The organism is Marinactinospora rubrisoli (genome assembly GCF_042664915.1).
GTDB lineage: Bacteria > Actinomycetota > Actinomycetes > Streptosporangiales > Streptosporangiaceae > Marinitenerispora > Marinitenerispora rubrisoli.
The window spans coordinates 86,411-107,801 of the sequence record NZ_JBHTBH010000007.1 but is presented as its reverse complement, the minus strand read 5'-3'; the positions used below and the strand labels follow the sequence as shown (position 1 = coordinate 107,801).

Sequence of the window (21,391 nt, the reverse complement as noted above, 5' to 3'; positions counted from 1 at the left end):
CGGCCGTGGCGCGCGCTCAGCCCAGACCGTTGAGGAGCGCCGCCACCTCCGCGGCACGCGGGCTTCGGAACCGGGCGAAGATCTCGTACGCCCGGTTCAGGTGCGTCCGGGCGTCCTCGACCGCGCGCAGCTCGGCGTAGATCGCGCCGAGGCTCTGGCGGTATTCGGCCTCGTAGTAGTCGTGATCGTCTCGTTCGAGATCGGCGATCGCCGCCCGATATGTCGCGATCGCCGCCATGGTGTGGCCGGCCGCCGCGAGAGCGTCGGCGAGGCTGCCGCGCGCACGGTTCGCCATCCGCGTGTCAGGGGGCGTCAACCTCTCGAACGCGGCGATCGCCGCGCGGATCTCGGTGACGGCCTGCTCCGCCTCGCCCATGGCCAGTCGGGTACGCCCGGCGAAGTAGCGGGCGAGCGCCGCACCCCGGGGAGCCCGCGGATCGTCCGACCGCAGGTTGAGCCGCAGGCTGTGCGCGTAGGCGTCCAGAGCGCGAGGCCGGTCGACGGTGTCGAGGTACCGGCCGTAGAACTCCCATACCGACGCGGCGAGCAGCGGATCCTGCTCCTCGCGCACCAGGTAGAGCGCCCGTTCCAGCTCCGTGCGGGCCTGGTCGGCGCGGCCGAGGTCGGTGAGGGGCCGCGACAGCAGGCTGCGCAGCCGCGCCTCCGTGGCGTGCGCCCCCTGCCGCCGGGCGGCGTCGGCGCCGCGGCTGCCGGTCTCCACCCAGTCGGCGAGGTAGCGGTGGTTGAGGTAGAGGGCGGTGGCGAGCTCGGCGATCCGGTAACCGTACTCGTCGAGTCCTTCGGCCTCGGTCGCCCGCAGGACGGCGAGGATGCCGTCGCGTTCGGCGCGCAGCCAGGCCAGCGCGCGGCCGCGAGCGGTGCCGCGGTCGCCGGGGAAGGGGGTGTCGTGCCCGGCGGCGAGCCCACGAGCGTCGACGGTGCTGAGCCGGGGCCCCATGATGGCCAGGTCGGCGTGGGCGAGCGTCGCGACGTAGCGGTCCAGGCCGGCGCGCAGCACGGTACCGCCCGCTGCGGCGCCGTCCCGCGCGGTGGCGCGGTCCAGGGCGTGCAGCCGGACCAGCCCGTGGACGAACCGGAACGTTCCCTCCGCCTCCTTCACGAGGAGATCGGCGGCGCAGAGCTCGGCAAGCGGCGCGGCCGTCTCGGACGGGGTACGGCCGACGGCGTCGGCGGCCAGGGCACGGTCGAAGACGCGGCCCGGCCAGCAGCCGAGCGCCCGGTACACGGCCGCCGCGTCCGCGGACAGTCCGGCGTAACCGACGTTGAAGATCGAGGTGAGGGCGAAGCCATCGGAGACGGACAGCGCCCGGAGCCGTCGCTGTTCATCGGCGACTTCGGCGGCGAGTGCCGCGATGCTGAGGTCCGGGTCGGCCTTCAGCCGTCCGGCGACGATGACGAGGGCCAGCGGAAGGCCCTCACACGCCGCCACGATCGCGGCCAGACCGTGCGCGTCCACACCGTCGAGACGCCGTCCGCACTGCTTGGCCAGCAGCTCCGCGGAGTCGGCGTCCTTGAGCGGATCCAGCCGCAGCCACTCGGCATGGTCGAGCGCGAGCTCCCCGAGCCGGGCCCGGCTCCCCACGGCCAGCACCGCGCTACCCGGCCCTTGCGGAACCAGCTGCGCCACCTGAGCCGCCTGAGTGGCGCCATCGACGACCACGAGCAGGCGGCGATCGTGGGTCACGGACCGGTACCGCGCGAGCCGCTCCGGGAGCCGGGCGGGCATCTCCTGCGACGGCACGCCAAGGGAGACCAGAAGCTGCCCCAGCGCCTCGTTGGCCCCGGCGAGCCCGTCGGGGTCGAGCAGCGTGTAGTCCACGTAGAGCTGGCCGTCCGCGAACAGACCGGCCATGACGCTGGCGAGCTTGTGGGCGAGCGTACTCTTGCCGACGCCGCGCGGCCCCTCGACCACGAAGATCGGGACCCCGTCCCTGCCCTCCGCCCCCGGATCGATCGCCGCGCGTCCCCGCCGCAGCGCGTCCTCCCGGTCATGCCACCCCGGCGGCGGCTTCGGCACTTCATGGGGGACATCGCCGGCGCGCTGGTGCACGTTCACGTTCACGTTCCCCGCGACCGACCCGGCCTGCACCGCCGTCCCAGCGTTCTCCGCACGATTGCGCACACCGGAGGGCTCGTCACCGGGATTCACGGGGTCACGCACTGCGTCCTCCTGGGCGGAGTTCGGGGGAACCGGGACGTCAAGTTCTCGTCAGGGGCTGCGTGCGGCAACCGGAGAGCGGCGGACCTGCCCCACCACTGACCGATCGGGGCACGCCCCAGGTTAGCGTGGCCCACCCCGCTGGAGCCGCCGACGCCCACCCCGGGAGGCCCGCGGAAAAGCCGGTTCACCGGTGCGTATGATCTTTGCTGCGTTTCGCCAGGCTGCCGCCTGGGCACCGCGCAACGGGTGCTGTCCCACAGCGGGCATACGTTCTCTTCGCGCCAATGCAGTACTGCGGTTGTATCCCGCTGACGATCAACCTTGCCACGGGCCTGGTGAACTGTTCGGAGCGCTGTGACGCGTCGGTCGGCTAGAACGGGCCGGCATGCGGAGCGGCAGAGTGCACGTCGACCGAGGGCCGCAGAACACCGACCGTAATGGTGCGAGGAATCCGAGGTGACCGCTTCTGGACAGTCGATGAGCAGGAGCCGCTCCGACATCGCTCCATCAGCGTGCCACCGGAGTCATACGGCGTCCTCGAATCGGCGTTTTCGCGGAACTCTTCCTGGTGGACAGCTTTTCCGCGCACGCGATTACGACACCAAATCCGCGGCCATAGGGCGCAGCACCGTTCCCCCGCCGGCATTGCCTCCTTGGAATCGTCGCACCGAACGACGTCCCCGACTGTCATGGCGCCGGATAGCATGCGGCGCACCAAGTGAGATCGCCACGCGCTATGAGCGACCCCGTCGCCAAGGAGGTTATTCGTGACCAGCTCCATCCCAGTGGCATGGCTGGTACGCGGCGGACGCGACGGGGAGCGTGAGAATGCCGCCATTGCCGAAGGACTCATGATCGCCGGGTGGGACGAGGTAGGCGACCTCAGCGCGTGCACGACGAGAGAGGCACTCCGCAGTGAGCTGCGACGGACGTACCCGGATTTCGGTAAGGCGCTGATCGCGAACTGGACCGGCCAACTCTGGCGATTCAGGTCCGTCATCGCGGTCGGTGACCTCATCGTCCTGCCGATGAAGACTCGCCATGCCATGGTCGCCATCGGCCGGGTAACAGGAGATTACGTCTTCCGCGCTGGAGCCCCGGTGGGCTTCCGTCATGTTCGGTCCGTCGAATGGCTGCGCACGGATGTCCCACGCGACGCCATCAAGCAGGACCTGCTGCACAGCATGGGATCGCTGCTGACGGTGTGCGGCTTGACCCGCTTCGACGCCGCCCGAAGGATCGCGCACCTCGCAGCGCATGGGACCGACCCGGGAAACGGCGACACGACGGCGACCGAGTACTCCGCCGCGAGCAGTGCCGAACTTCTCCAGGAAGCGGTGAACCGTGCCCCGGACAATCCGGTGCGGCTGACCATCCGGGCGTTCCTGGAGCACTGGGGCACGATCCGCCGGACGGCCCCCGCCGTTGAGCGCATCAACAAGGACCTGGAGGATGAAGGCCTCGCCACACGCCCGCCCTTTACCGAGGGCTGGATCGACAACATCATCGAACTCGTCCAGGTGGGTGCGGAGCCGACGGCCGGGCGACCCATGACCACGTCCCCGGTAATCGAGGACGTCGACGACGGGCTCGAACGTGAAGCGGTGACTCCGCGCCTCGGGGACCTCGAGAGCGCCAACCGCCCGGTGACCTCCGTGACGCCGCAGACTCCGATCAGCAAAGCGATGACAATCATGCTGGCCCGCAATTTCTCGCAGCTGGCTGTCATCGCGGAAGACGGCACCTACCACGGCGCCGTGAGTTGGGAGTCCATCGGCCGCGCGCGCATCGCCGACCCGTCCGCACAACTGGCACAGGCCACGGTCGCCGCACCGCTGGTGGAGTACGACGAACTTCTCCTCAACCAGATCGAACCCATCTACACCAAGGGATTCGTGTTCGTTCGGAGCCCAGACAAGAGCGGCGTGACCGGAATCGTGACGGCCGCAGACCTGACCCGGCGATTCGGTGACCTCGCCCGCCCCTTCGTGCTCATCGAGGAGATCGAACGCCGCCTGCGGCATCGGGTCAACGAGGTGATCCCACTCCCGGTGATCCAGTCGTACGCACGGCGGAAGAAGGAGCATGTGCGTTCCGCGGACAGCCTCACGCTCGGCAACTACCGCTTTCTGCTGGGTGATGCCGCGAACTGGGCGCTGATGTGCTGGAATCTCGACCACGACCTGTTTCTGGAACTACTGGGCGCCGTGATCAGCATCCGGAACGAGACCATGCACTTCAGCTCCGACCCCATGCCCCCAGAGGATCTGGAAAAGCTTGAGAGTTTCTTGACGCTGCTCCGGACCGTCGACCCCACGCACTGACGCGCCGAAACCGCGCCAGAGGAGCCCCGGGGCCGGCACCACCGCTCTGTCGCGGCGCGCGGAGGCCGCCGGTAACCGTCGCCTTTAACGGCCCGGCCAGGGCGGCGCGTTCCCGGCGTCCTCCCGCAATCGAACCCACCGAACGCACATGCGCAAAGGCTCCCACACGCGTCGGCGTGTGGGAGCCCGGGTTATGTGGGAGGAGTGATCAGACGCCGGTCGCCTTGCTCAGCGCGACGAGCGCTGCCGCGTTGGCGAAGTACTTGTTGTTCGCCAGGTCGGCGACCGTGACGATGTTGAACGCCTCCTTCAGCAGTTCGCCGTCGCGGTCTGAGACGCCCTTCAGCGCGCTCACCGGGGCCGCGAGGACCTCGGTGAGGTCCTTGTCCTGCCAGGCCTTGTCGAGCACGGTGCTCAGGTCGACCGCAATGGCCATGGTGTCGTCACCTTTCGTCAGCGGTTACGGAACGAATCCGCCGATCGTCCGGACAGAGTCACGGGCTCGGGCGGATCAACCGGTGGAACGGCAGGAGGGAAGGGGCGGTTCCCCGGAAATCGGCCGGTTTCAGTCACGTTGCGGAGGCGCACGTGACGGCGGTGCGGTCGTGATTCGGGCTGGCGGTAAGCGGTGATCCGGGCACGGGGTTTCCGGGCCGGGGACGTGGTGGTTCGAGGCTGGAGGCCATCGGACGCCGGGGGCGCGGCGGGTGCCCGAAGGCGGCCAGCGCCGTCGGACGCGTTTACGACACGGTGTTGCGATCTCCTCTTGGGGGTAGATAGGGCGTCGTAGCTCTGCTCTATGCCCTGGACGGCCCCACATCGGGTCCCGAACCCCAAGAGGTGAGCATGCGGGCCGACGAACTGATGCGCGCCACCATCAGGATCCTCACCGAGGGAGCCGAGCTGGAGTCCGGGAGCGCCGCTGGCCATGTGCGGAGGGCGCTTAACAAACTCATGGATCTCCAACAAGTCGTCCAGGAGGCCCGTTCCCTCCCTGAAGGCTTCGCAGAGTTCAAAGAACAGGTGGTCCGACTCCTCAATTCAGGGCGCAATCCGGCGGGTCTGAGCATATACACCTTCGACTGCTTCAACTATGCGATGAGAGGCCGTCTCGACGGATTCTCACGGGCTTGCCACCGACGGTCCGCGTTGCAATTACTGAACGACGAGTACACCCCTTGGAGCGAGCTACTCATTCCGGATGACCTCGATGAGATTATGGAAATCGACGAAACTCTTGAAGAGGTCTCCGACGATGCACCACCAGTACCAGAAGCAGCTATCCCCTCATGGGTCCCAGACACCCACTGGTGGTGGCGAGCCCCCAAGCGGCAGGACATGACTGCGGAAGAGCGCGCCGAGCGCATCGACTACGACAGCAACGACGGCTTATAAGGCCGACCGCACCCCTCTCCTGCCCTCTCTCGGTCACTCCTGAGACCGTCTCCCTCTTTCGAAATGATCACCGCACTTCATGACCACTATTGGCCATGACGGCGTAACGCATCAATGGCGAAGTCGCTCCGGGTATAGCAATCACACCAATTGCTACATCCGAATAGGCGAGCACGCGGCGGTGGCGCGGTGGATGATCCCGAACTGGGGAAGAAGCTTAAGAAGGCCGAGGGGCTGGAGAACAGCCTGCGCCAAGCCGGACTCCGCGACGACGAGATCCGCAAACTGCGCGGTGACCACGATCGAACCGGAGATCAGTGGCAGCGCGCAGCGAAAGCCCTTGAGCAATCGTTCCGAAAGTCGATCAAGAAGAGCCTGCACCCCGCCGCGACGCGGTTCGCTCTACACAACGCCGCTAACCCTCGGGAGTTCGCGTACCGATACGAATATTTCAAAGCGGTGTACGACGAACGGGTTCGACTACTGAAAGCAGCGAGTTTCCCAAAAACCACCCTTTTTCAGGCGGCCGCCAAGGACATCCTTGAGATGGACGTCCACGCGCGATTGGAAGCCGACGTTCGTGTGGTGCGTGAGCTTCGAAGTCAACCGTCGATATTGAACCCCTGGCTCCAGGAAGGTGACAAGGAACAGGAGATCCGCAATATAGCGGACGGCATCGATATGGGCCACGAGATCTCTGCCGCCTATCACGCACGAAAGCATTACGACGAGTTACCGGAGGAAGAACAGCGCGGCGATGTGATTCGCGAATACTTTGCAAGCGCGGAGCGTACGGTCCGGGAGGGCGTGCTGGCGAAACGCGAAGCGGTCGAAGGAGGGGAAAAGCTCCACCTTGCGCGCGCCGTCGTCGACGGGGATGAGAAGCGGTACCTGAGATCCATCGTTCTGGCGAAGGATGACGGGCGCGTCATCATGCTCACCTACGGAGAAACGGACAACCCTGAGACGATAGCAGCCGTGGACCAGGCTGAAGCCCAGCAACGTTCCCTGCGAAGTACAGCCCGCCTTCAGCAATCAGCGGAAGCCACCGACCCGCACCTTGCCGACGATTCCCCTCGACATGCTCCGGAGACGCCCTCCGCCCCCGCCCCCAACCCCGCCCGCGCGACCGGTGCGGACGCTCCGCCCAAGCATTCGGTCCCGAACTTCGCCCGTACGGCCGGAGCATCGCCCCCTAAAGGCGTGCCCGGCGACAAGCACGGCGGGCCGTCCGATGGAGGGAGTCACCGGGGTCGGGGCCCGACGGACGGGCCGAGCAACTCGCCGGGGCCGCGTCGTCCCTGACCTGCCAGCGGAACGGACGCTACCCACTGCCGTCCGGAGGCGACGGCCACGCGGCGACCTCCGCGAGCAGTTGCGCCCGGCGCTCATCTCCGAGGAACGCCGCTTCGAAGGAGTTGGCGGCGAGCCGGCGCAGGTCGTTCGTCGACAGCCCCAGCCCGTCGCGCACCGCGGCGAAGTTCTGGGCAACGTAGCCCCCGAAGTAGGCGGGGTCGTCGGAGTTCACGGTGACGACGAGCCCTTCGGCGAGCATCCGCGACAGGGGATGCGCGGCGATCTCCGGGACCACGGCGAGCCGGACGTTCGACAGTGGGCAGACCGTGAGTGGGATCCGCTCGGTGCGCAGCCGGGCCACCAGGGCGGGGTCCTCCAGCGCGCGGACGCCGTGGTCGATCCGCTGGACGCCGAGCACGTCGAGTGCCTCCCGCACGTACTCGGGCGGCCCTTCCTCACCGGCGTGCGCCACCGCCCGCAGCCCAAGGGCGTGCGCGCGGCGGAACACCTCCGCGAACTTCGACGGCGGGTGGCCGACCTCCGCCGAATCGAGTCCCACGCCCACAATGCGGTCGAGGAACGGTTCGGCCAGCCGGAGCGTCTCGGCGGCGGACTCGGCCGACTGGTCCCGCAGGAAGCACATGATGAGTTCCGCCGAGAACTCGTCCGTGCGTGCCGCTTCCAATGCGGCGGCGAGCCCCCGCACCACAGTCCCCATCTCGACGCCGCGGGCGAGGTGCGCCTGTGGGTCGAAGAAGATCTCCGCGTGCCGCACCCCCTGGTCCCGGCACCTCGCCAGGTACGCGGCGGCCAGGTCGTGGAAGTCCCGCTCAGTGCGCAGCACCGCCATGTTGGCGTAGTAGATGTCGAGGAACGATTGCAGGTCCCGGAACCGGTAGCGCGCCCGCAGCTCGGCCACCGTCGGGGCCGGCGGCGCGATGCCGTTGCGCTCGGCGAGGGCGAAGACCATTTCGGGCTCCAGCGTGCCCTCGATGTGGACGTGGAGTTCGGCCTTGGGAAGGCCGGCCACGTTCGGAGTGTGCGACATGGCCGCCAGCCTGCCAGCGATCCGACCAGCGGGTCCAGGCTGCAACAGCTCAGGGGCGGTGTGAACCGGACGAACCGGAGGAACTGCCGGCCCTGTGCACGTAACCCTGCGCCTGTCCCGCCACCACATCCTTGTCGATCTGCTTGTCGCCGGGTACGGAACCCGATTGCGAGGCGCTGGCGGCCCGAGCGAAGGTGGGGACGGAGGACTTGGCGGTGGACTGTCGGGTCGAGGCACTGGCCTGGTCAAGGATCGCCTGAGCGATGGTCCTGCGCTGAACAGCGGGTTGCACGACACCCTCCTGACGCAGGGTCATATGCTGCCGTTCGGCCTCGTCGACGGCCGCAAGCACCTTGGGGTCGAGCGGCTCTGTGCGATTGCTCGGATCCCGGAGGTAGGCCACCTGGGACTCGAATCGCCCAACCTCCTCCGGCGTGGGGGCCCTGGAGCGCTCCCTGAGAATCGCTTCCCGCGCACCAAGAGGGTTCTCCATGGCGCCGTCGGAACCTCGGTGGTTTTCATACAGAACTTCACCGTTGCGGTTGACCACGTACACGTGGTCCACTAGCCCCTTTTGTGCCGCCAGGGGAATCCCCGGGACTGCGTTCCGCTCTAGATGGGCGGCCACGTCCGGCACGTTCCGGTACGCGTCATCAAGGTGTTTGAGGTCGAGCCACCGGCCATGCCCCGCCTGGTCACGTTCGAGCTGGTACCGATAGGGGATACCGATGCGACTGTTCGACTCGTGCGTGGTAACAAATATTACGGTCGTCTCGTAGCCTTGTTTCCTGAATCCATCGACCCACGCTTCGGCCCACTCCGGTTTACCGAACGGATGACTCGCAATGACGTCGTACTTCTCGCCGCCGAATTCACCACGCAAATGACCAAGATACTGCGGGTGATAGTTCGGCAGTGCCTTGGAGACGACACTATGCCCATCAAGGCCGTGTGCACGCGCCAATGCATCGTAACGGGGATGAATCCCTGCATTGTCGTCACCGTCATATGACGCGGTCACATTCTGATCGAGAACCCTGACAAGGTTTTCTTGGGTTGATGTCTTCCCTGATGCCTGAGGTCCAGCCAGTGCGTAGAACTGCGGACGCTCACCAGCTGACCGTCTGGGCATACCGGGAGGAGTGAGATGGCGTATCCGCCGATCCCTGTTCCTCTGGACAATCCCCTTCTCCGCTTCAGAGAGCTCCGGGTTCACGAGTCGATCTCCGCGCGAAGCCTCCGGACGATGTGCGGATATTCATTGACGACGCGCCGAGCCTCGTCCTCCTCCAGCCAACCTCGCGCCCTCAATTCCTTGGAATAGCGCTCCCACTGCGCTTCGAGTTCCGCCTGTCGCCGCTGGTCCCCCTCTCGGTTCAGAAGGGCCTCATAGCAGCGCATCACCTGTTGGATATAGGCACGCGCCAGATGCTGTAGATCAAGAATTTCCCCAGAGGGGAGAGGGAACCCTGTTGTGGACGCTCCGGGCTGCTGCGCTTCTTCATTCGGACCTTCACTCATGCTGGCTCCCATTTTCGACCTCAAAGCGATACCGATCACCCACTCAGATTTCGACTATCGCAACCTCCTGCGGCGCCACATGGTTCACCACCCCCGGCTTCGTCATGCACCCCGCGAACGGCCCGTCCGGCGCCCGCAGCTGCTGCATGATCGGATCGAGGTGGTCCCGGTGCCATATGCTCGGCCCCGTTCCGCCGGCCTCCTCCAGGTCGGCCGTGAGCGCGGTGTAGGCCAGCCACAGCGAGTGCAGCCGCCCCAGCGCCTCCGGGTGCTCCCACCACGTGGCGCACCATGGGAAGCGGGAGCTCGGGACCCGCGCGGTCACGTACACCGGGACGATGAAGCCGTTGACCCAGGCGACCAGCCCCTGGAACGCCTCCGTGTACTCGGCGTCGTCCGTGATCGCGAAAAGGTATTTCGCCACGTCCTTCTCGGGGTTTTCGACGGTCGTCACGACTCCCGTTCCTGCCCGCTCGCTGTCGTTCTCATGTCTGCCGTCATTCCGGAACTGGAAAGAATCCCAGCAACCGGTCGCCGATATCCGATGATCCCGCGTCCGGCCCCTCGAACGTGAGTTCCGGGAACAGTTCCTCGGGCTCTCCCGACGCCTCGAAGGGGGCCTGGAAGAATCTGCCGTTGGCCGTGATCAGCACTCGCTCGTTCGCCGGGTCCGGCCAGTAGTCGTCCATCACCACCCCGAGGTCCGCCACCACCTCGGTCTCGTTCGACAGCTCGCCGTCCGGGGACAGGGAGAACCGGTGCAGGTTCGTCACCTCGTCCGTGCCGCCGGTCTCGTTGAGCGGGCCGACGTAGCCGCCGGTTCCGTCGCTCCGGAAGTTGATCGGGATGATCCGGTCGCCTGCGACGGCGTACCGCAGGCCGGATGGCCCCTCCTCCGTGGCGGTCGTGTCGACCACGTGCAGGTCGTTCTCGCCGCCGATCGCGTAGGCGGAGTCGATGCTGACCAACGCCGGCGTCCAGCCGGGTTCCGTGTAGCGGATGGGGACCGTGCCCCGCGGCACCTCGCCCACCTCCCGTGGGGCGGCCGAGCCCGCGTCGGCGATGCCGGTGGCGACGACCTGCTCCGGCCCGTCGCCGCCGTCGTCCGACCGCACCATCCACAACTCGCTCCCATCCGGGGAGAACGCCGGACGCTCGTACGTGTACGCGCCGTCGCCGAAGGAACCGCTCTCCTCCGGTTCCAGCAGCACCGTGTCACCGTAGGCGAAACCCGCGTCGTCCAGCGTGCCCAGGTGCACGCCGCCGGCTCCCTCGTAGGCGGCGTGCCGGAAGTCGGTGGTGACCGCGAAGTGCGCCGCCTGCATGGCGTCCACGTTGAGGTCGCCCCCGACCAGACCGGACAGGTCGATCTGGAGGCGCTGACCGCCGTCCTCCGGGTCGTGGAAGGTGAGGTACGGCTCGCCCCCGCCGACGTGGAACATCACGAACCCGGACAGGTCCTCGGCCGGGATCCGGGCCTCGGCGCTTCCCGACGGTGTGGCGTCGCCCGGAACGGCCTCGTCCGGATCGGCGCCCCCGCCGCAGGCCGTGGCCGTCAACGCGAGCGTGAGCGTGGCGGCGAGCGCCCGCCCCAGGTGGTCGGTGTGCATAGCGCCTCTTATCGGGGGGATGGTCAGGTGCCAGGGGCCGGGCGCGTCACATCGTGAGCCGCTTCGCCGCACGCGCCGCGATCGCCTCCTCCTCGGCGCCCTGGTCGGCGGAGATGGTCTTGGCGTTCTTCTCCAGGTACCAGGGCTTGAGCCGGAGCAGCGCCGGCCGGGTCGAGGTGGCGAAGAGCAGCGCCGTGCCCTTGCGGATCTCGCGGACGTCGGAAACGTCCAGGATGCGTTCCCGCTTCTGTGACCGGGTGACGCTGCCGCCCTCCCGCCCGTAGGAGGCCGACGACTCGTTCACGTACTGGTCGCCCACGAGGGAGGAGATCCGGTCGGCGAACGCCTGGTCGTCCAGTCCGGAGCCGAGGAGTTTGATGGTGGCCGCCGACCACAGCGAGTCCATGCCGCTCTTGCCCCACACCCGCACGCCCTGCTCGTAGGACTGCATCACCGTCACCGGCAGGATGCCGCGCGAGCCGAGGTGGGAGTAGAGGTCGGGGAGGTCCTGGATCTTGCAGACGTTGCACGCCTCGTCCAGGATCGCCTCCATCGGCGGGTCCAGCCGGCCGCCCGGGCTGGCCTCGGCCACCGCCACCGCGGCGCGCATGCACGCGTCGGTGGCCGCCGCGATCACGCCCGCCGCACCACCGCCGCCGTCCTTGGACAGCAGGTAGAAGGTGTCCGTGGAGCGGACGAAGGCGCCCGGCACGAACTCCTCCCGGTGCGGGTCCGGGGTGACCCACGCGAGCACCTCAGGGTCCAGGAGGCAGGAGACCGCCTGCCGCGCGTGCTCGTAGATGCCGTCCCGGGTCTCCGGCGCGCCGCGGACCGTGCCGTCGAGGTTCTCTGAGAGCGCGGTCAGGCGGTGGTTGCGCAGGATGATCAATGGGGTCTGGTTGCCGGGGTCCGCCAGCCAGTCCAGCACCTCGGCCAGGTTGCGGCCGTCGATGGCGGCGGCGTGCAGCACGATGCGGAGCAGGTTGCGGCCGGCCTTGGCCCAGAAGTCGTCGCCGGACTCGGCGTTGGCGTTGGCCGAGACGAGGTGCATGGCCAGGCGGTCGGCGCCTTCGATGGTGCGCGCCGTCGACAGCATGTCCCACCACATGTCGCGGTCGGCGTGTGCGATCGCCTGCGGATCGAACAGCCAGACCCGGCCGCGGCGCGCGCGCTCGCGGGCCGTGATCGCGTAGATGTCGGACTTGTTGGACGTGACCACGCACGGCCCGGGTGCCTGAAGCACGTTGGGCACCGCCAGTGCGGACGTCTTGCCCGAGCGGGGCCCCATGAAGACCACCGCGACGTCCTCCCACGAGGCCCGCAGCTCCGGGCCGGACGGGGACAGGTCGCCGAGCAGCAGCCCGGTGTCGGCCGGCAGTACCTTCTTCTGGCCCTTGAGCGACCGCCGCAGCCGCTTCGCCTTCTCGGCCGCCGCGGCCGGCGCGAGGTCACCGACCTCGGCCCGCCGGGCGAGCCCGCGCGCGCCGCCGGACCGGCCGGCGAGCAGCAGCACCAGAACCACGAGGATGACGAGGAACCCCACCGCGGCCACCATCCCGGTGACCACCGCCCCGCCGGACGCCCCGGCCCACACCTGCTCACCGCCGAGCGCGCGGAACAGCGTCTCGAAGCTGAACGGTGGCGGGTTCCAGCCCGCCCCCGAGACCCACGCGCCCACGGTGCCGCCCAGCCACAGCGCGGTGACCAGCAGCGCGCCCGCCCCGATGAGGCCGATCAGCCAGTACTGACTCGGGTCCAGTGGTGCTCGGCCGCCCTGCTGCTTGCCCATTCGATCCCGCCCTCCCCGCGGTCGGTTCCGCCTCGTGCCCCGGCCCGGGTCACGCGCGCGGTGTCGGTGTCTCGGTCACATCCGGCGCGGTGCCGTCCGACCGCTCCGGCTCGCGGTCGGTGCGGCCGACCCGCGACGCCTGGTGCCAGAGCTTGTTGGTGTCGTTGATGGCGGTCTCCACCGACGTCAGCAGCACGTTCACCGGGATTCCCGGCCGGCCGCCGACCTTGACCAGGAACTTGCCGCGCCCCGGGGGCTCCGCCTCCTTGTTGGTCGAGGGGTCCCACGCAGGCGGGTCCTGCCAGCCGATCAGCATCTCCTGCTCGGCGCGGGAGAACGGCACGGCCGTCTGCAGCATCGGCATCTCGGCGGAGGGCAGCCCGCCGCAGATCACCATGCCGGAGCGCTCCACGAACCCCTTGGCCTTCATCCGGTCCTCTTCGTTGGCCAGGGACATCAGGTCGCTCATGGTGTGCGAGATCATCGCCATGCCCACGCCCCGCTGCCGGTTCAGCCGGGTGAGCGCGTCGACCCGGTCGACCATGCCGCGCCCCGCCCGCAGCGCCCGCCACAGCTCGTCCAGGATGACGAAGTAGTGCCGCCGGGGTTCGAGCCCGGCGTCGGCGAGCGCGTTGGCGATGTTCACGGTGCCGAATCCGGCCGACCAGCAGGCGAGCAGCACGGCGGCCTGCAGGTCCATCTCGGAGTCGTCGATGCCCGAGACGTCGAAGACCACCGGCCGGTCCCGCACCATCGGCGTGGTCGTCGGGGCGGAGAAGATCTGCCCCAGCCGTCCGCCGCCGACCAGGCCGATCAGCGACGCCTCCAGGTTGTCGGTGACCTCCCGGTACCGCTCGATCGACCCGCGATCCAGCGCGACCTGGCGCACCTCGTCGGGGGCGTCCTGGATGACCTTGAGCAGGTCGGGGAGGACGGCGACGCCGTCGTGCCGCTCGTCGAGCACCTTCAGCGCGCGGTCGAGGATGGTCTCCTCCCGGTCGCTGGGCGGCGCGGAACGCATGATGGTGAGCAGTGCGGAGACCATGGTGAGCCGCCGCCCATGCGCGTCGGCGAGGATCTGGCTGCGCGCCGCCCCGGTGAGCCGGTCGGCGGCGGCCTTGGCCTCGCCGGGGTCGAGGATGTTGAGGTGCCCGCGTCCGCGCCCCAGGGTGATGACCTGCCCGCCGAGCGCCTCGATGAGGTCCACGTAGTCGGGCTTGAGGTCCCCGAGAACGAGCGGCTGCACCCCGTACCCGGCCAGCCCCGTGGCCATCCGCCGGATGATGGTGCTCTTGCCCAGGCCCGGCTTGCCGAGCACGAAGGCCGACGGGTTGGAGATCAGCTTGGCCCGCTGGAACCAGGAGATGGGGTCGCAGCACAGCGTCGCCCCGGACTGCAGGTTGCGGCCGATCGGCACCCCGACCATGGGGGTTCCGGTCCCGATGGCGAACGGCCACATCCCGCACACTTGGACCGACGTGCCGCGCCACTCGTCGGCCGCCTGCACGACGACGGCCTCGCCGGCGCCCCACCCACGCCACCCCCGCATGCCGGGGCGGCGGCGAGCGGGCTGCTGGGGCGGCGGCTTCTTCGCGGTCTTCTTCGCCTGCGCCGCCGCCTTCCTGCTCCGCCTGCTCACAGCTGCTCCTTCAGTTCGGCCGGGACCCTCAGGTGCTTGGGCAGCACCAGTCCGAGCGGCAGCGCTCCGGCGAACGCGGAGTCCTGGGAGCCCTGCACGACGCGCAGCCGCAGCCGGGCGGTGGCCGACAGGTTGTCGATGGCGGCCTTGGCCTCCGCCTTGAGGTCGAGGTCGGTGACGGTCGCGGTGACGAGCAGCCCGAAGTTGAGCAGTCCGGCCCCGGACGCCTCCTCGTTGGCGGTCGCTCGCGCGGCGCGCGTCGCCATCACGTCGCGCGCGGACGGCTTGTTGGTCGAGGTCTGCCGGAACTCCGCGGCGCGCAGGTCGGCCTCCACGATGCTGGCGGCGCGGGCGGCGTCGAGGGGGCGGTACAGCAGCGTGACGCGTTTGCGGGCGATGTCGCCGTGCGGCGCGAGCAGCCGGGACAGCACGTTCGCCTGCACGTTGCCGCGCGGCGCCGAGGTCATGGCCCAGGTGACCGACAGCGCCCCGTCGTGCCGGTAGCAGTCCCAGTACGCCTGGTGGGCGGTCGGGCCGACGTCCGGCCAGGTGAGGTCGGGCACCTCGCCGGCCGCGTGCGCCTCGTCGATGAGCACCGCCGAGGCGGGGTCGTAGGCGATGCGGATGGTCTCGCACAGCTCCTGCGCGGTGAGCGGGTGCGCGGCGCCGGCCCCGGTGGCGCTGAGTCCCTGGGTGAGGCCGGGCACCCGGGCGGCGAGCTCGGTGCCCATCTCGTCGGGGGTGCGCCGTTTGCCGCCGGAGCGGTGCGCGGCGGCGAAGGTCACCGCGACGTACGCCTTCACCGTCGAGGAGCCCATCGGGTACTTGCCGACGACCTCCTCCAGCATGGCGCGGGCGAACTCCGGCGCCTCGGGGTCGATGCTGCTCGCCACCTCGCGGCGCAGCCGGGTCCCGGTGTCGGGGGCCGTCTCGATGGTGACCGAGGCCGCCTCGATGCCGGGTTCGTCGCCGAGGTTGGCCAGCCAGTGGCCCCAGCCGGCCACCCAGCTGTCGATCTGCTCCTCGTCCACGAGCGCGGCGCCGTCCGGTTCGGTGCCGATGACCACCGTGTAGTGGCCGGTCGCGGGCACGTACAGCAGGGCGAACGGCCGGCCGTAGGAGTCGGTGTGCTCTGACAGCCGGGACGGCGCGGCGAGTCCGGGAAGCTGGAACGTGCCCCATGGGGTCCGTCCCAATGGCCCGGAACGGTACAGGTGTGCTCCCTTGGACCGGGTGTTCCACCAGGCGATGCGCACGGTCATCCTCGTCAGCAGGTTGCGGTCGTGTTTGTCCTTGACGAGCACGGCGAGCAGCAGGACGCCCATCACCGCGCCGGTGATGATGCCGCCGAGCATGCCGGCCGCCATCACGACGAAGACGGTGAAGATGAGCCCGCCGAGCAGCAGGGAGGTGCCGAGGGTGCCCAGGCCCATGAGACCCGCGGTCGCGGGACGCCGCCAGTTGCCGTAGGTGCGCGGGCCGTGGACTTCGGGGTCAGCGACTGCCACTGGGGCCCTCCCCGCCTTCGGTGCTGGACTCGGTGGCCTGCTGGACGGTCTGCGCCACCGTGTCGCCGACCTTCTTGGCGGTCTGGGCGGCGGCGATCACGGCCGTGGCCACACCGGCGGTGGCGGCACCGGCCGCCGCACCGGCGCCGGCGCTCGCGGCACCACCTCCGGCACCGCCGCCCGCGGTACCGGCCCCGGCGCTGCCGAACCCGCCGGTCGTGCCGGCCCCGGTCGGCGCCGAGGTGGCGGTTCCGGAGCCACCACCGCCGCCCCCGCCACCACCGCCACCGCCGCCGGTGGGCTTGGCACCGGTCGGCAGACTGGTGGCCGCGTCCATCGCTCCGCCGGCCATGGCGCCGCCGACTGCGGCCCCGGCCGCCATCCCGCCCACCATGGGGACGGTGAACCTGAGCAGGGCGGGCATGGCGATCAGCGCGATGAGCATGAGGGTGAGTCCGGTGAGGACCTTGATGATCCCGTTGGTGTCCCCGAAGGCGTCCGATCCGGCGAGCCGGAACGCCGCTGCGTAGATGATCGCCGCCGCGGGTTTGTACAGGATGAAGGCGACCAGCCAGCCCACGCACTTGCGGAACCAGGAGCGGCCCATCTCGGTGTTGGTGAACGACGCGGCCAGCGGAAGGACCCCGGTGAGGATCACCAGCATGCCGATGCGGACGATCATCAGCATGATCTGGATGAGGCTGAAGAACAAGGCGAAGATCGCCAGGATGATGACGATGAGCGGCCCGATGCCCGACAGCACGCCCGAGGCGCCGGTGAGCGCCAGGAGGATCGTCATGTTCTCGCCGAAGTCGGTGCCGGCGGTCGCGTTGTTCAGGATCCACACCGAGAACTGGTCCGAGGCTGCCACGGCGAGGTTGACGAAGGTCAGTCCCGCACCCGAGACGACGACCAGCGTGAAGAGGGACTTCAGCAGTTCCTTGCCGGGTTCGGCGCGCTGCTCCCACGCCATCTTCGCGCCGCCGATGATCACGGAGACGACCGCGGCGGCGCCCATGTACCACCACAGGCTGTTCTGCAGGTAGGCGACGGCGCCGTTTCCGCCCGGTCGGTCGATCACGCTGAGCAGACCCGTGACGATGCCCGAGGCCGCAGAGATCAGCACCGTCGCGAAAAGGACGATGCCGAGCTTGCGCAGATACCCGACGCCCTCGCCTCGGGTGCGGCCGATGGCCATCAACGCGCCGAGCGCGATGAGCGACAGCACGCAGATCCCGAGGGAGAGCCACGCTACGTACTGCAGGATCTCCAGGGCCGCCCCGCTGCCCTCCGGCGCCGCCGCGGAGCCCGCGGAACCGCTTCCGTCCTCGATCAGGTTGGGGGTCGGGATCTCCACCCAGAAGGTGGCCAGCGACGTGACGACGGTCTCCACCGCGCTGACCATGGCATCGACCAGCGATTGCAGGATGTTGCCGAGGATGTCTCCCGCGGCGTCGGTGACCGTCCCGACCGGGTCGGTGACGGTGCCCGCGATGTCACCCACCCATCCGATGAATCCGCCTAGGCGGACGATGGGTAATGCGGACACCTGCCACCTCCGATCACTTCCGTGAAGCGGCTCCCCGTGTCCACCCGATGTGGAATGCCGGGTGACCGCTTCCGGGACGTCACGCCCCCGACCACCGCACGAATCCCGTCAGATCAGGTACCTCGTAGGGAGGAACCGGGAGTTCCCCGTCTTCGCTGACAATCGCCTTCCAGTCGCCGTTCTCCCAGACGAGTTGGACCGGCAGGACCGCGACGGCTCCGACCGAGGTGTTGTAGGCGATCTGGACGGTCGTCTCTGCACCGGAGTAGGAGATGAAACGGAAGCCCGCGACCTGGATGCTCCCTTCCGGAGACGTTCCGGCATCGGCCACGTTCCTGGCCTCTGCCAAGGCCGCGTCTCTTCCCGGCCCTTCGGCCATGAGCTGCGCCGCGGCCTGTTCGTTGAGCCCCGGAACCGAGGTCAGCACCGCAAGGTTCGTCGCAGCGAGCAGCGCGCCGGTCGGCGTCCGCGCGTAGCAGTCCCGGAAACCGTCGTCCTCGACACGGCCCGGTCCCGCCCCCTCGACCGAGGGCACCGCGAAGGGACCGAGCAGTTCCCACTCCGTGTCGGGCGGCGCCTCGGTGAGAGTGCCCTCCATCTCGACGTCGTCCAGCCCGCACACGCTGGCCTCGCCCGCCGGCTCCTCCTCCCCCGCATCGCTGGCGGCCGGCTGCGACGACGCCCCGGGCGACGGCGTGGCGTCCGGATCGCCGTCGTCCTCACCCCACAGGATGCTGATGACCACGACCACCGCGAGGACCAGCACGACACCGATCACCGCCGCGGAGAGGATGAATCCGCGGGTCGCCAGGGGATTGCCGCCGATGTCCTCGTTATCCGATTCGGCCATGGCGCGGCCCTTTCATCGAGTCGGACTCATCAGGTCAGGTGACGAGGAAGCTCACCAGCGACGTTGCGGCGGAGATGATGATGACCCCCGCCAGGACCATGCCGATCTTGCCCATGTGCTCCCCGCCTTCTCCTCGGCGGGACTGGATGGCCATGGTCGCGCCGGCGACCATCAGGCCGAGCACGCAGATGCCGAGCGCCACCCACTTGGCCCAGCCGAGGATGGCGATGAAGCCCTCCGAGCCGGGGGGCGCCTGCCCGCTTCCGGGGTCGGGGACACCACCGGCGTACTGAACGACTAATTCGGATGCCGCCTCGAAAAACACGTCGCCGTCCCTAATGATCAATTAAGCAAGATCGATCAATCCTGTTTCACCGGGCCAGAAGAGCCGCCAGTTCGGTGACCATAACCTGTACGGCTTTCGGGCTGCTTTCAAGCGTCACCTGCTCCCCCAGTCGCCATGATTCGACCCACGGAATCTGCCAAACACGCGGGACACCTCCGGTGACGATCTTGGCCATATCTCTCAACGACCGGGGCAGCCGGCCTGGCGCGTCCGCCACCAACGCCATTCCGAGCACGTCCACGCCCGGAACGGCACCGGACGCCCATTCTGTTGCGGCCAGCTGCGCGGCGCGCAGTCCATGGGCATGGGTGCGCGCGACGAGAATGACCTTTGCCAGTCGGGGTGGCATCGTAACGCCGGACGCCATTTCCGGACTGACCGGTTCCGGCCAGGCGTGCTGTGCGGTCCTGCTGCGTTCGACCAGCGCGGACAGTGTCGTCTCCCCCGCGCCGCCGTGGACTCCCAGCCACCACAGACCGTCGAACTCCGCGACCGACCTGCGCGGAAGCAGGTCACCGCCCTGCGGAACGGGCACTCCCGACTGCGGCCGTTGTGGCCCCGTGACGCGGGGCGGTTCCTGAGCGGCCCCCACGTTTTCTTCTTCGGAAGTTACGGGTGTGGCCACTGTGATCCACGGATTGTGTTCCGTCATCCCAGCTCCCTGATCTCTTCATGCCGTATGTTATTTCGCACCGGTCGGATAGCTGTCGTGGAGTGCCCACAGGGAAACGCAGAAAATGATCTTCGTCAAGGGAATTCTTGCAGGTGCCGCCGTGGCAGCGAGCATCGCCCTGCTTTCCGGCTGCGCACCCGAGACCGAGCCCGAAGCAGACGAAACCGAATTGACCGGATCCGGCCACCATCATGTACCGGACGCGGAATTCCAAGATCCCGGAGAATATCCGACGTGGGGCACTGGTGACAGAAGCGACGCGATTCAGCAAGCTGAATCGGCGGTAACGGCGTTCGTCTCCGACAAGGACGACGAGGACACCTGGTGGGACGGGCTGCGCGGCCATCTCTCCGCCCAGGCGCAACTGGAGATCCAGGGCACCGACCCCGCGAACATCGCGGCGGACGAGGTCACCGGCGACGGCGAGCTGACCGACGATTCCAGCGCCTACCTCGCCTGGGTGGAGGTGCCCACCGACGCCGGGACCTACCAGGTACTGCTCAGCCGCACCGCGCAGGACGCGCCCTGGCTCGTGGAGCGGCTGACCCCGCCTGAGGACGAGCCCGGGGAGGACTGATGGCGGAGTCCTCGAACTCGTCGTCGGGCTGCCTGATCGGAATAGCGCTGGTCCCGCTGCTCATTCTCGGAGGCTGCCTGGCGCCCATCGTCCTGCTCGGGGTGGTCGCCTCGGGCGGCAACGCCGCCTCCTGCGGCGGCCCGAGCGGCCCCGGTGTCACCGTCGACATCGACGGCCTGCCCTCCGGCAGCGTCGCCGGGTACTCCGGTGAGCAGCTCCGCAACGCCGCCCTCGTCATGAACGCGGGCGAGGCGCTCGGCTTGGGGGTCCGTGACCAGACCATCGGGGTGATGACCGCGATGGGCGAGTCCAGCCTGCGGGTGATCGACTACGGCGATGACGCCGGCCCGGACTCCCGCGGCCTCTTCCAGCAGCGGGACAACGGCGCGTGGGGCTCATATGAAGACCGAATGGACCCGACCACGTCGGCGACCAACTTCTTCCGGGCGATGATGGACATCCCGAACCGGGACGAACTTGAGCCCACGATCGTCGCGCACCGGACCCAGCGCAATGCCGACCCCAACCACTACACGCGGTTCTGGGACGCGGCCGTGCAGGTCGTCCGGGCGCTGGCCGGGGTCGAGGTCCCCGACGTCCAGCCGGGCACCGGTCAGTCGTCCTGCACCGGCGTGCCGACCGAGACCGGCACGGTCAACCCGGAGGGCTGGGCGCTGCCGGCGCGCGGGCCCATCACCAGCATGCCCGGCGCGCGGAACGCGCCGACCGTCGGTGCGAGCACCAGTCACAAGGGGGTCGACATCGGGTCGCCGTGCGACTCCCCGATCTGGGCGGTGCAGGACGGGACGGTCATCGACGCGGGACCGGCCTCGGGCTTCGGCCACTGGGTCCGGATCGACCACGGTGAGGGCCTGACCAGCGTGTACGGCCACATGTACGCCAACGGCCTGCTGGTCAAGGTCGGCGACCGGGTCGAAGGCGGCGACCAGATAGCCCGGATCGGCAGCGACGGCGCCTCGACCGGGTGCCACCTGCATCTGGAGATACGCCGCGGCGCCCAGGTGCTCAACCCGGTCCATTTCCTGTCCCAGGTCGGAGTCGAGCTGGGCTGACTCGATGGGGG

At 68.9% G+C, this 21,391-nt stretch carries 19 protein-coding genes; 5 read left to right on the top strand and 14 right to left on the bottom strand.

Features of this window, described 5'->3' with window-relative positions; genetic code table 11:
• Positions 1–16: 16 nt before the first annotated feature.
• Entirely contained in the window at positions 17–2,182 is a 2,166-nt protein-coding gene (locus tag ACFQRF_RS15795; protein WP_379871859.1) for a hypothetical protein, read from the bottom strand.
• Between the two features lie 767 nt (positions 2,183–2,949).
• On the opposite strand from ACFQRF_RS15795, the gene ACFQRF_RS15790 reads away from it, so the two are divergent.
• A complete protein-coding gene (locus ACFQRF_RS15790) occupies positions 2,950–4,506 on the top strand; it encodes a CBS domain-containing protein (RefSeq protein WP_379871858.1) in 1,557 nt (518 codons plus the stop codon).
• 208 nt (positions 4,507–4,714) lie between these two features.
• Here ACFQRF_RS15790 and ACFQRF_RS15785 read toward each other — a convergent pair whose 3' ends face one another.
• Positions 4,715–4,942: a hypothetical protein gene (locus ACFQRF_RS15785; protein WP_379871857.1), complete on the bottom strand. Its 228-nt coding sequence runs from the start codon at positions 4,940–4,942 to the stop codon at positions 4,715–4,717.
• A 410-nt stretch (positions 4,943–5,352) separates the two neighbouring features.
• Between ACFQRF_RS15785 and ACFQRF_RS15780 the strand changes: the two genes are divergently transcribed.
• Both ACFQRF_RS15780 and ACFQRF_RS15775 read left to right on the top strand, forming a co-directional pair.
• Positions 5,353–5,901 (top strand): hypothetical protein, encoded by a 549-nt coding sequence (locus ACFQRF_RS15780; RefSeq protein WP_379871856.1) that lies wholly within the window; start codon positions 5,353–5,355, stop codon positions 5,899–5,901.
• Between the two features lie 189 nt (positions 5,902–6,090).
• Entirely contained in the window at positions 6,091–7,206 is a 1,116-nt protein-coding gene (locus ACFQRF_RS15775; protein ID WP_379871855.1) for a hypothetical protein, read from the top strand.
• Positions 7,207–7,225: 19 nt separating this feature from the next.
• On the opposite strand, the gene ACFQRF_RS15770 is transcribed toward ACFQRF_RS15775, so the two are convergent.
• The 12 genes from ACFQRF_RS15770 to ACFQRF_RS15715 form a co-directional block, all read right to left on the bottom strand.
• A complete protein-coding gene (locus ACFQRF_RS15770) occupies positions 7,226–8,245 on the bottom strand; it encodes an adenosine deaminase (protein WP_379871854.1) in 1,020 nt (339 codons plus the stop codon).
• Between the two features lie 49 nt (positions 8,246–8,294).
• Positions 8,295–9,377, bottom strand: a complete 1,083-nt coding sequence (locus ACFQRF_RS15765; RefSeq protein ID WP_379872085.1) for a zeta toxin family protein — start codon at positions 9,375–9,377, stop codon at positions 8,295–8,297.
• Positions 9,378–9,457: 80 nt separating this feature from the next.
• Positions 9,458–9,766: a hypothetical protein gene (locus tag ACFQRF_RS15760; protein ID WP_379871853.1), complete on the bottom strand. Its 309-nt coding sequence runs from the start codon at positions 9,764–9,766 to the stop codon at positions 9,458–9,460.
• A 43-nt stretch (positions 9,767–9,809) separates the two neighbouring features.
• Entirely contained in the window at positions 9,810–10,220 is a 411-nt protein-coding gene (locus ACFQRF_RS15755; protein WP_379871852.1) for a DUF4913 domain-containing protein, read from the bottom strand.
• A 43-nt stretch (positions 10,221–10,263) separates the two neighbouring features.
• Positions 10,264–11,376, bottom strand: coding sequence for a hypothetical protein (locus ACFQRF_RS15750; RefSeq protein WP_379871851.1), 1,113 nt, complete (start codon positions 11,374–11,376; stop codon positions 10,264–10,266).
• Between the two features lie 46 nt (positions 11,377–11,422).
• A complete protein-coding gene (locus ACFQRF_RS15745) occupies positions 11,423–13,165 on the bottom strand; it encodes a type IV secretory system conjugative DNA transfer family protein (protein WP_379871850.1) in 1,743 nt (580 codons plus the stop codon).
• Between the two features lie 49 nt (positions 13,166–13,214).
• Complete coding sequence (locus tag ACFQRF_RS15740) at positions 13,215–14,804, bottom strand: ATP/GTP-binding protein (protein ID WP_379871849.1); 1,590 nt, start codon at positions 14,802–14,804, stop codon at positions 13,215–13,217.
• On the bottom strand, positions 14,801–16,312 hold the full coding sequence (locus tag ACFQRF_RS15735) for an SCO6880 family protein (protein ID WP_379871848.1): 1,512 nt from the start codon (positions 16,310–16,312) through the stop codon (positions 14,801–14,803). The genes ACFQRF_RS15740 and ACFQRF_RS15735 overlap by 4 nt, the downstream gene beginning before the upstream one ends.
• Positions 16,299–17,861 (bottom strand): hypothetical protein, encoded by a 1,563-nt coding sequence (locus ACFQRF_RS15730; protein WP_379871847.1) that lies wholly within the window; start codon positions 17,859–17,861, stop codon positions 16,299–16,301. Before ACFQRF_RS15730 ends, ACFQRF_RS15735 begins: the two co-directional genes overlap by 14 nt.
• A gap of 79 nt (positions 17,862–17,940) precedes the next feature.
• On the bottom strand, positions 17,941–18,711 hold the full coding sequence (locus ACFQRF_RS15725) for a DUF8175 domain-containg protein (RefSeq protein ID WP_379871846.1): 771 nt from the start codon (positions 18,709–18,711) through the stop codon (positions 17,941–17,943).
• Positions 18,712–18,745: 34 nt separating this feature from the next.
• Complete coding sequence (locus tag ACFQRF_RS15720) at positions 18,746–19,036, bottom strand: hypothetical protein (protein WP_379871845.1); 291 nt, start codon at positions 19,034–19,036, stop codon at positions 18,746–18,748.
• A gap of 46 nt (positions 19,037–19,082) precedes the next feature.
• Positions 19,083–19,709 carry a DUF6668 family protein gene (locus ACFQRF_RS15715; RefSeq protein ID WP_379871844.1) on the bottom strand — a complete coding sequence of 209 codons (627 nt, stop codon included), beginning with the start codon at positions 19,707–19,709 and terminating at the stop codon, positions 19,083–19,085.
• 85 nt (positions 19,710–19,794) lie between these two features.
• Here ACFQRF_RS15715 and ACFQRF_RS15710 point away from each other — a divergent pair, with 85 nt between their 5' ends.
• Together ACFQRF_RS15710 and ACFQRF_RS15705 are read left to right on the top strand one after the other, a co-directional pair.
• Positions 19,795–20,307, top strand: coding sequence for a hypothetical protein (locus ACFQRF_RS15710; protein ID WP_379871843.1), 513 nt, complete (start codon positions 19,795–19,797; stop codon positions 20,305–20,307).
• Positions 20,307–21,380: a M23 family metallopeptidase gene (locus tag ACFQRF_RS15705; RefSeq protein WP_379871842.1), complete on the top strand. Its 1,074-nt coding sequence runs from the start codon at positions 20,307–20,309 to the stop codon at positions 21,378–21,380. The genes ACFQRF_RS15710 and ACFQRF_RS15705 overlap by 1 nt, the downstream gene beginning before the upstream one ends.
• Positions 21,381–21,391 lie beyond the last annotated feature (11 nt).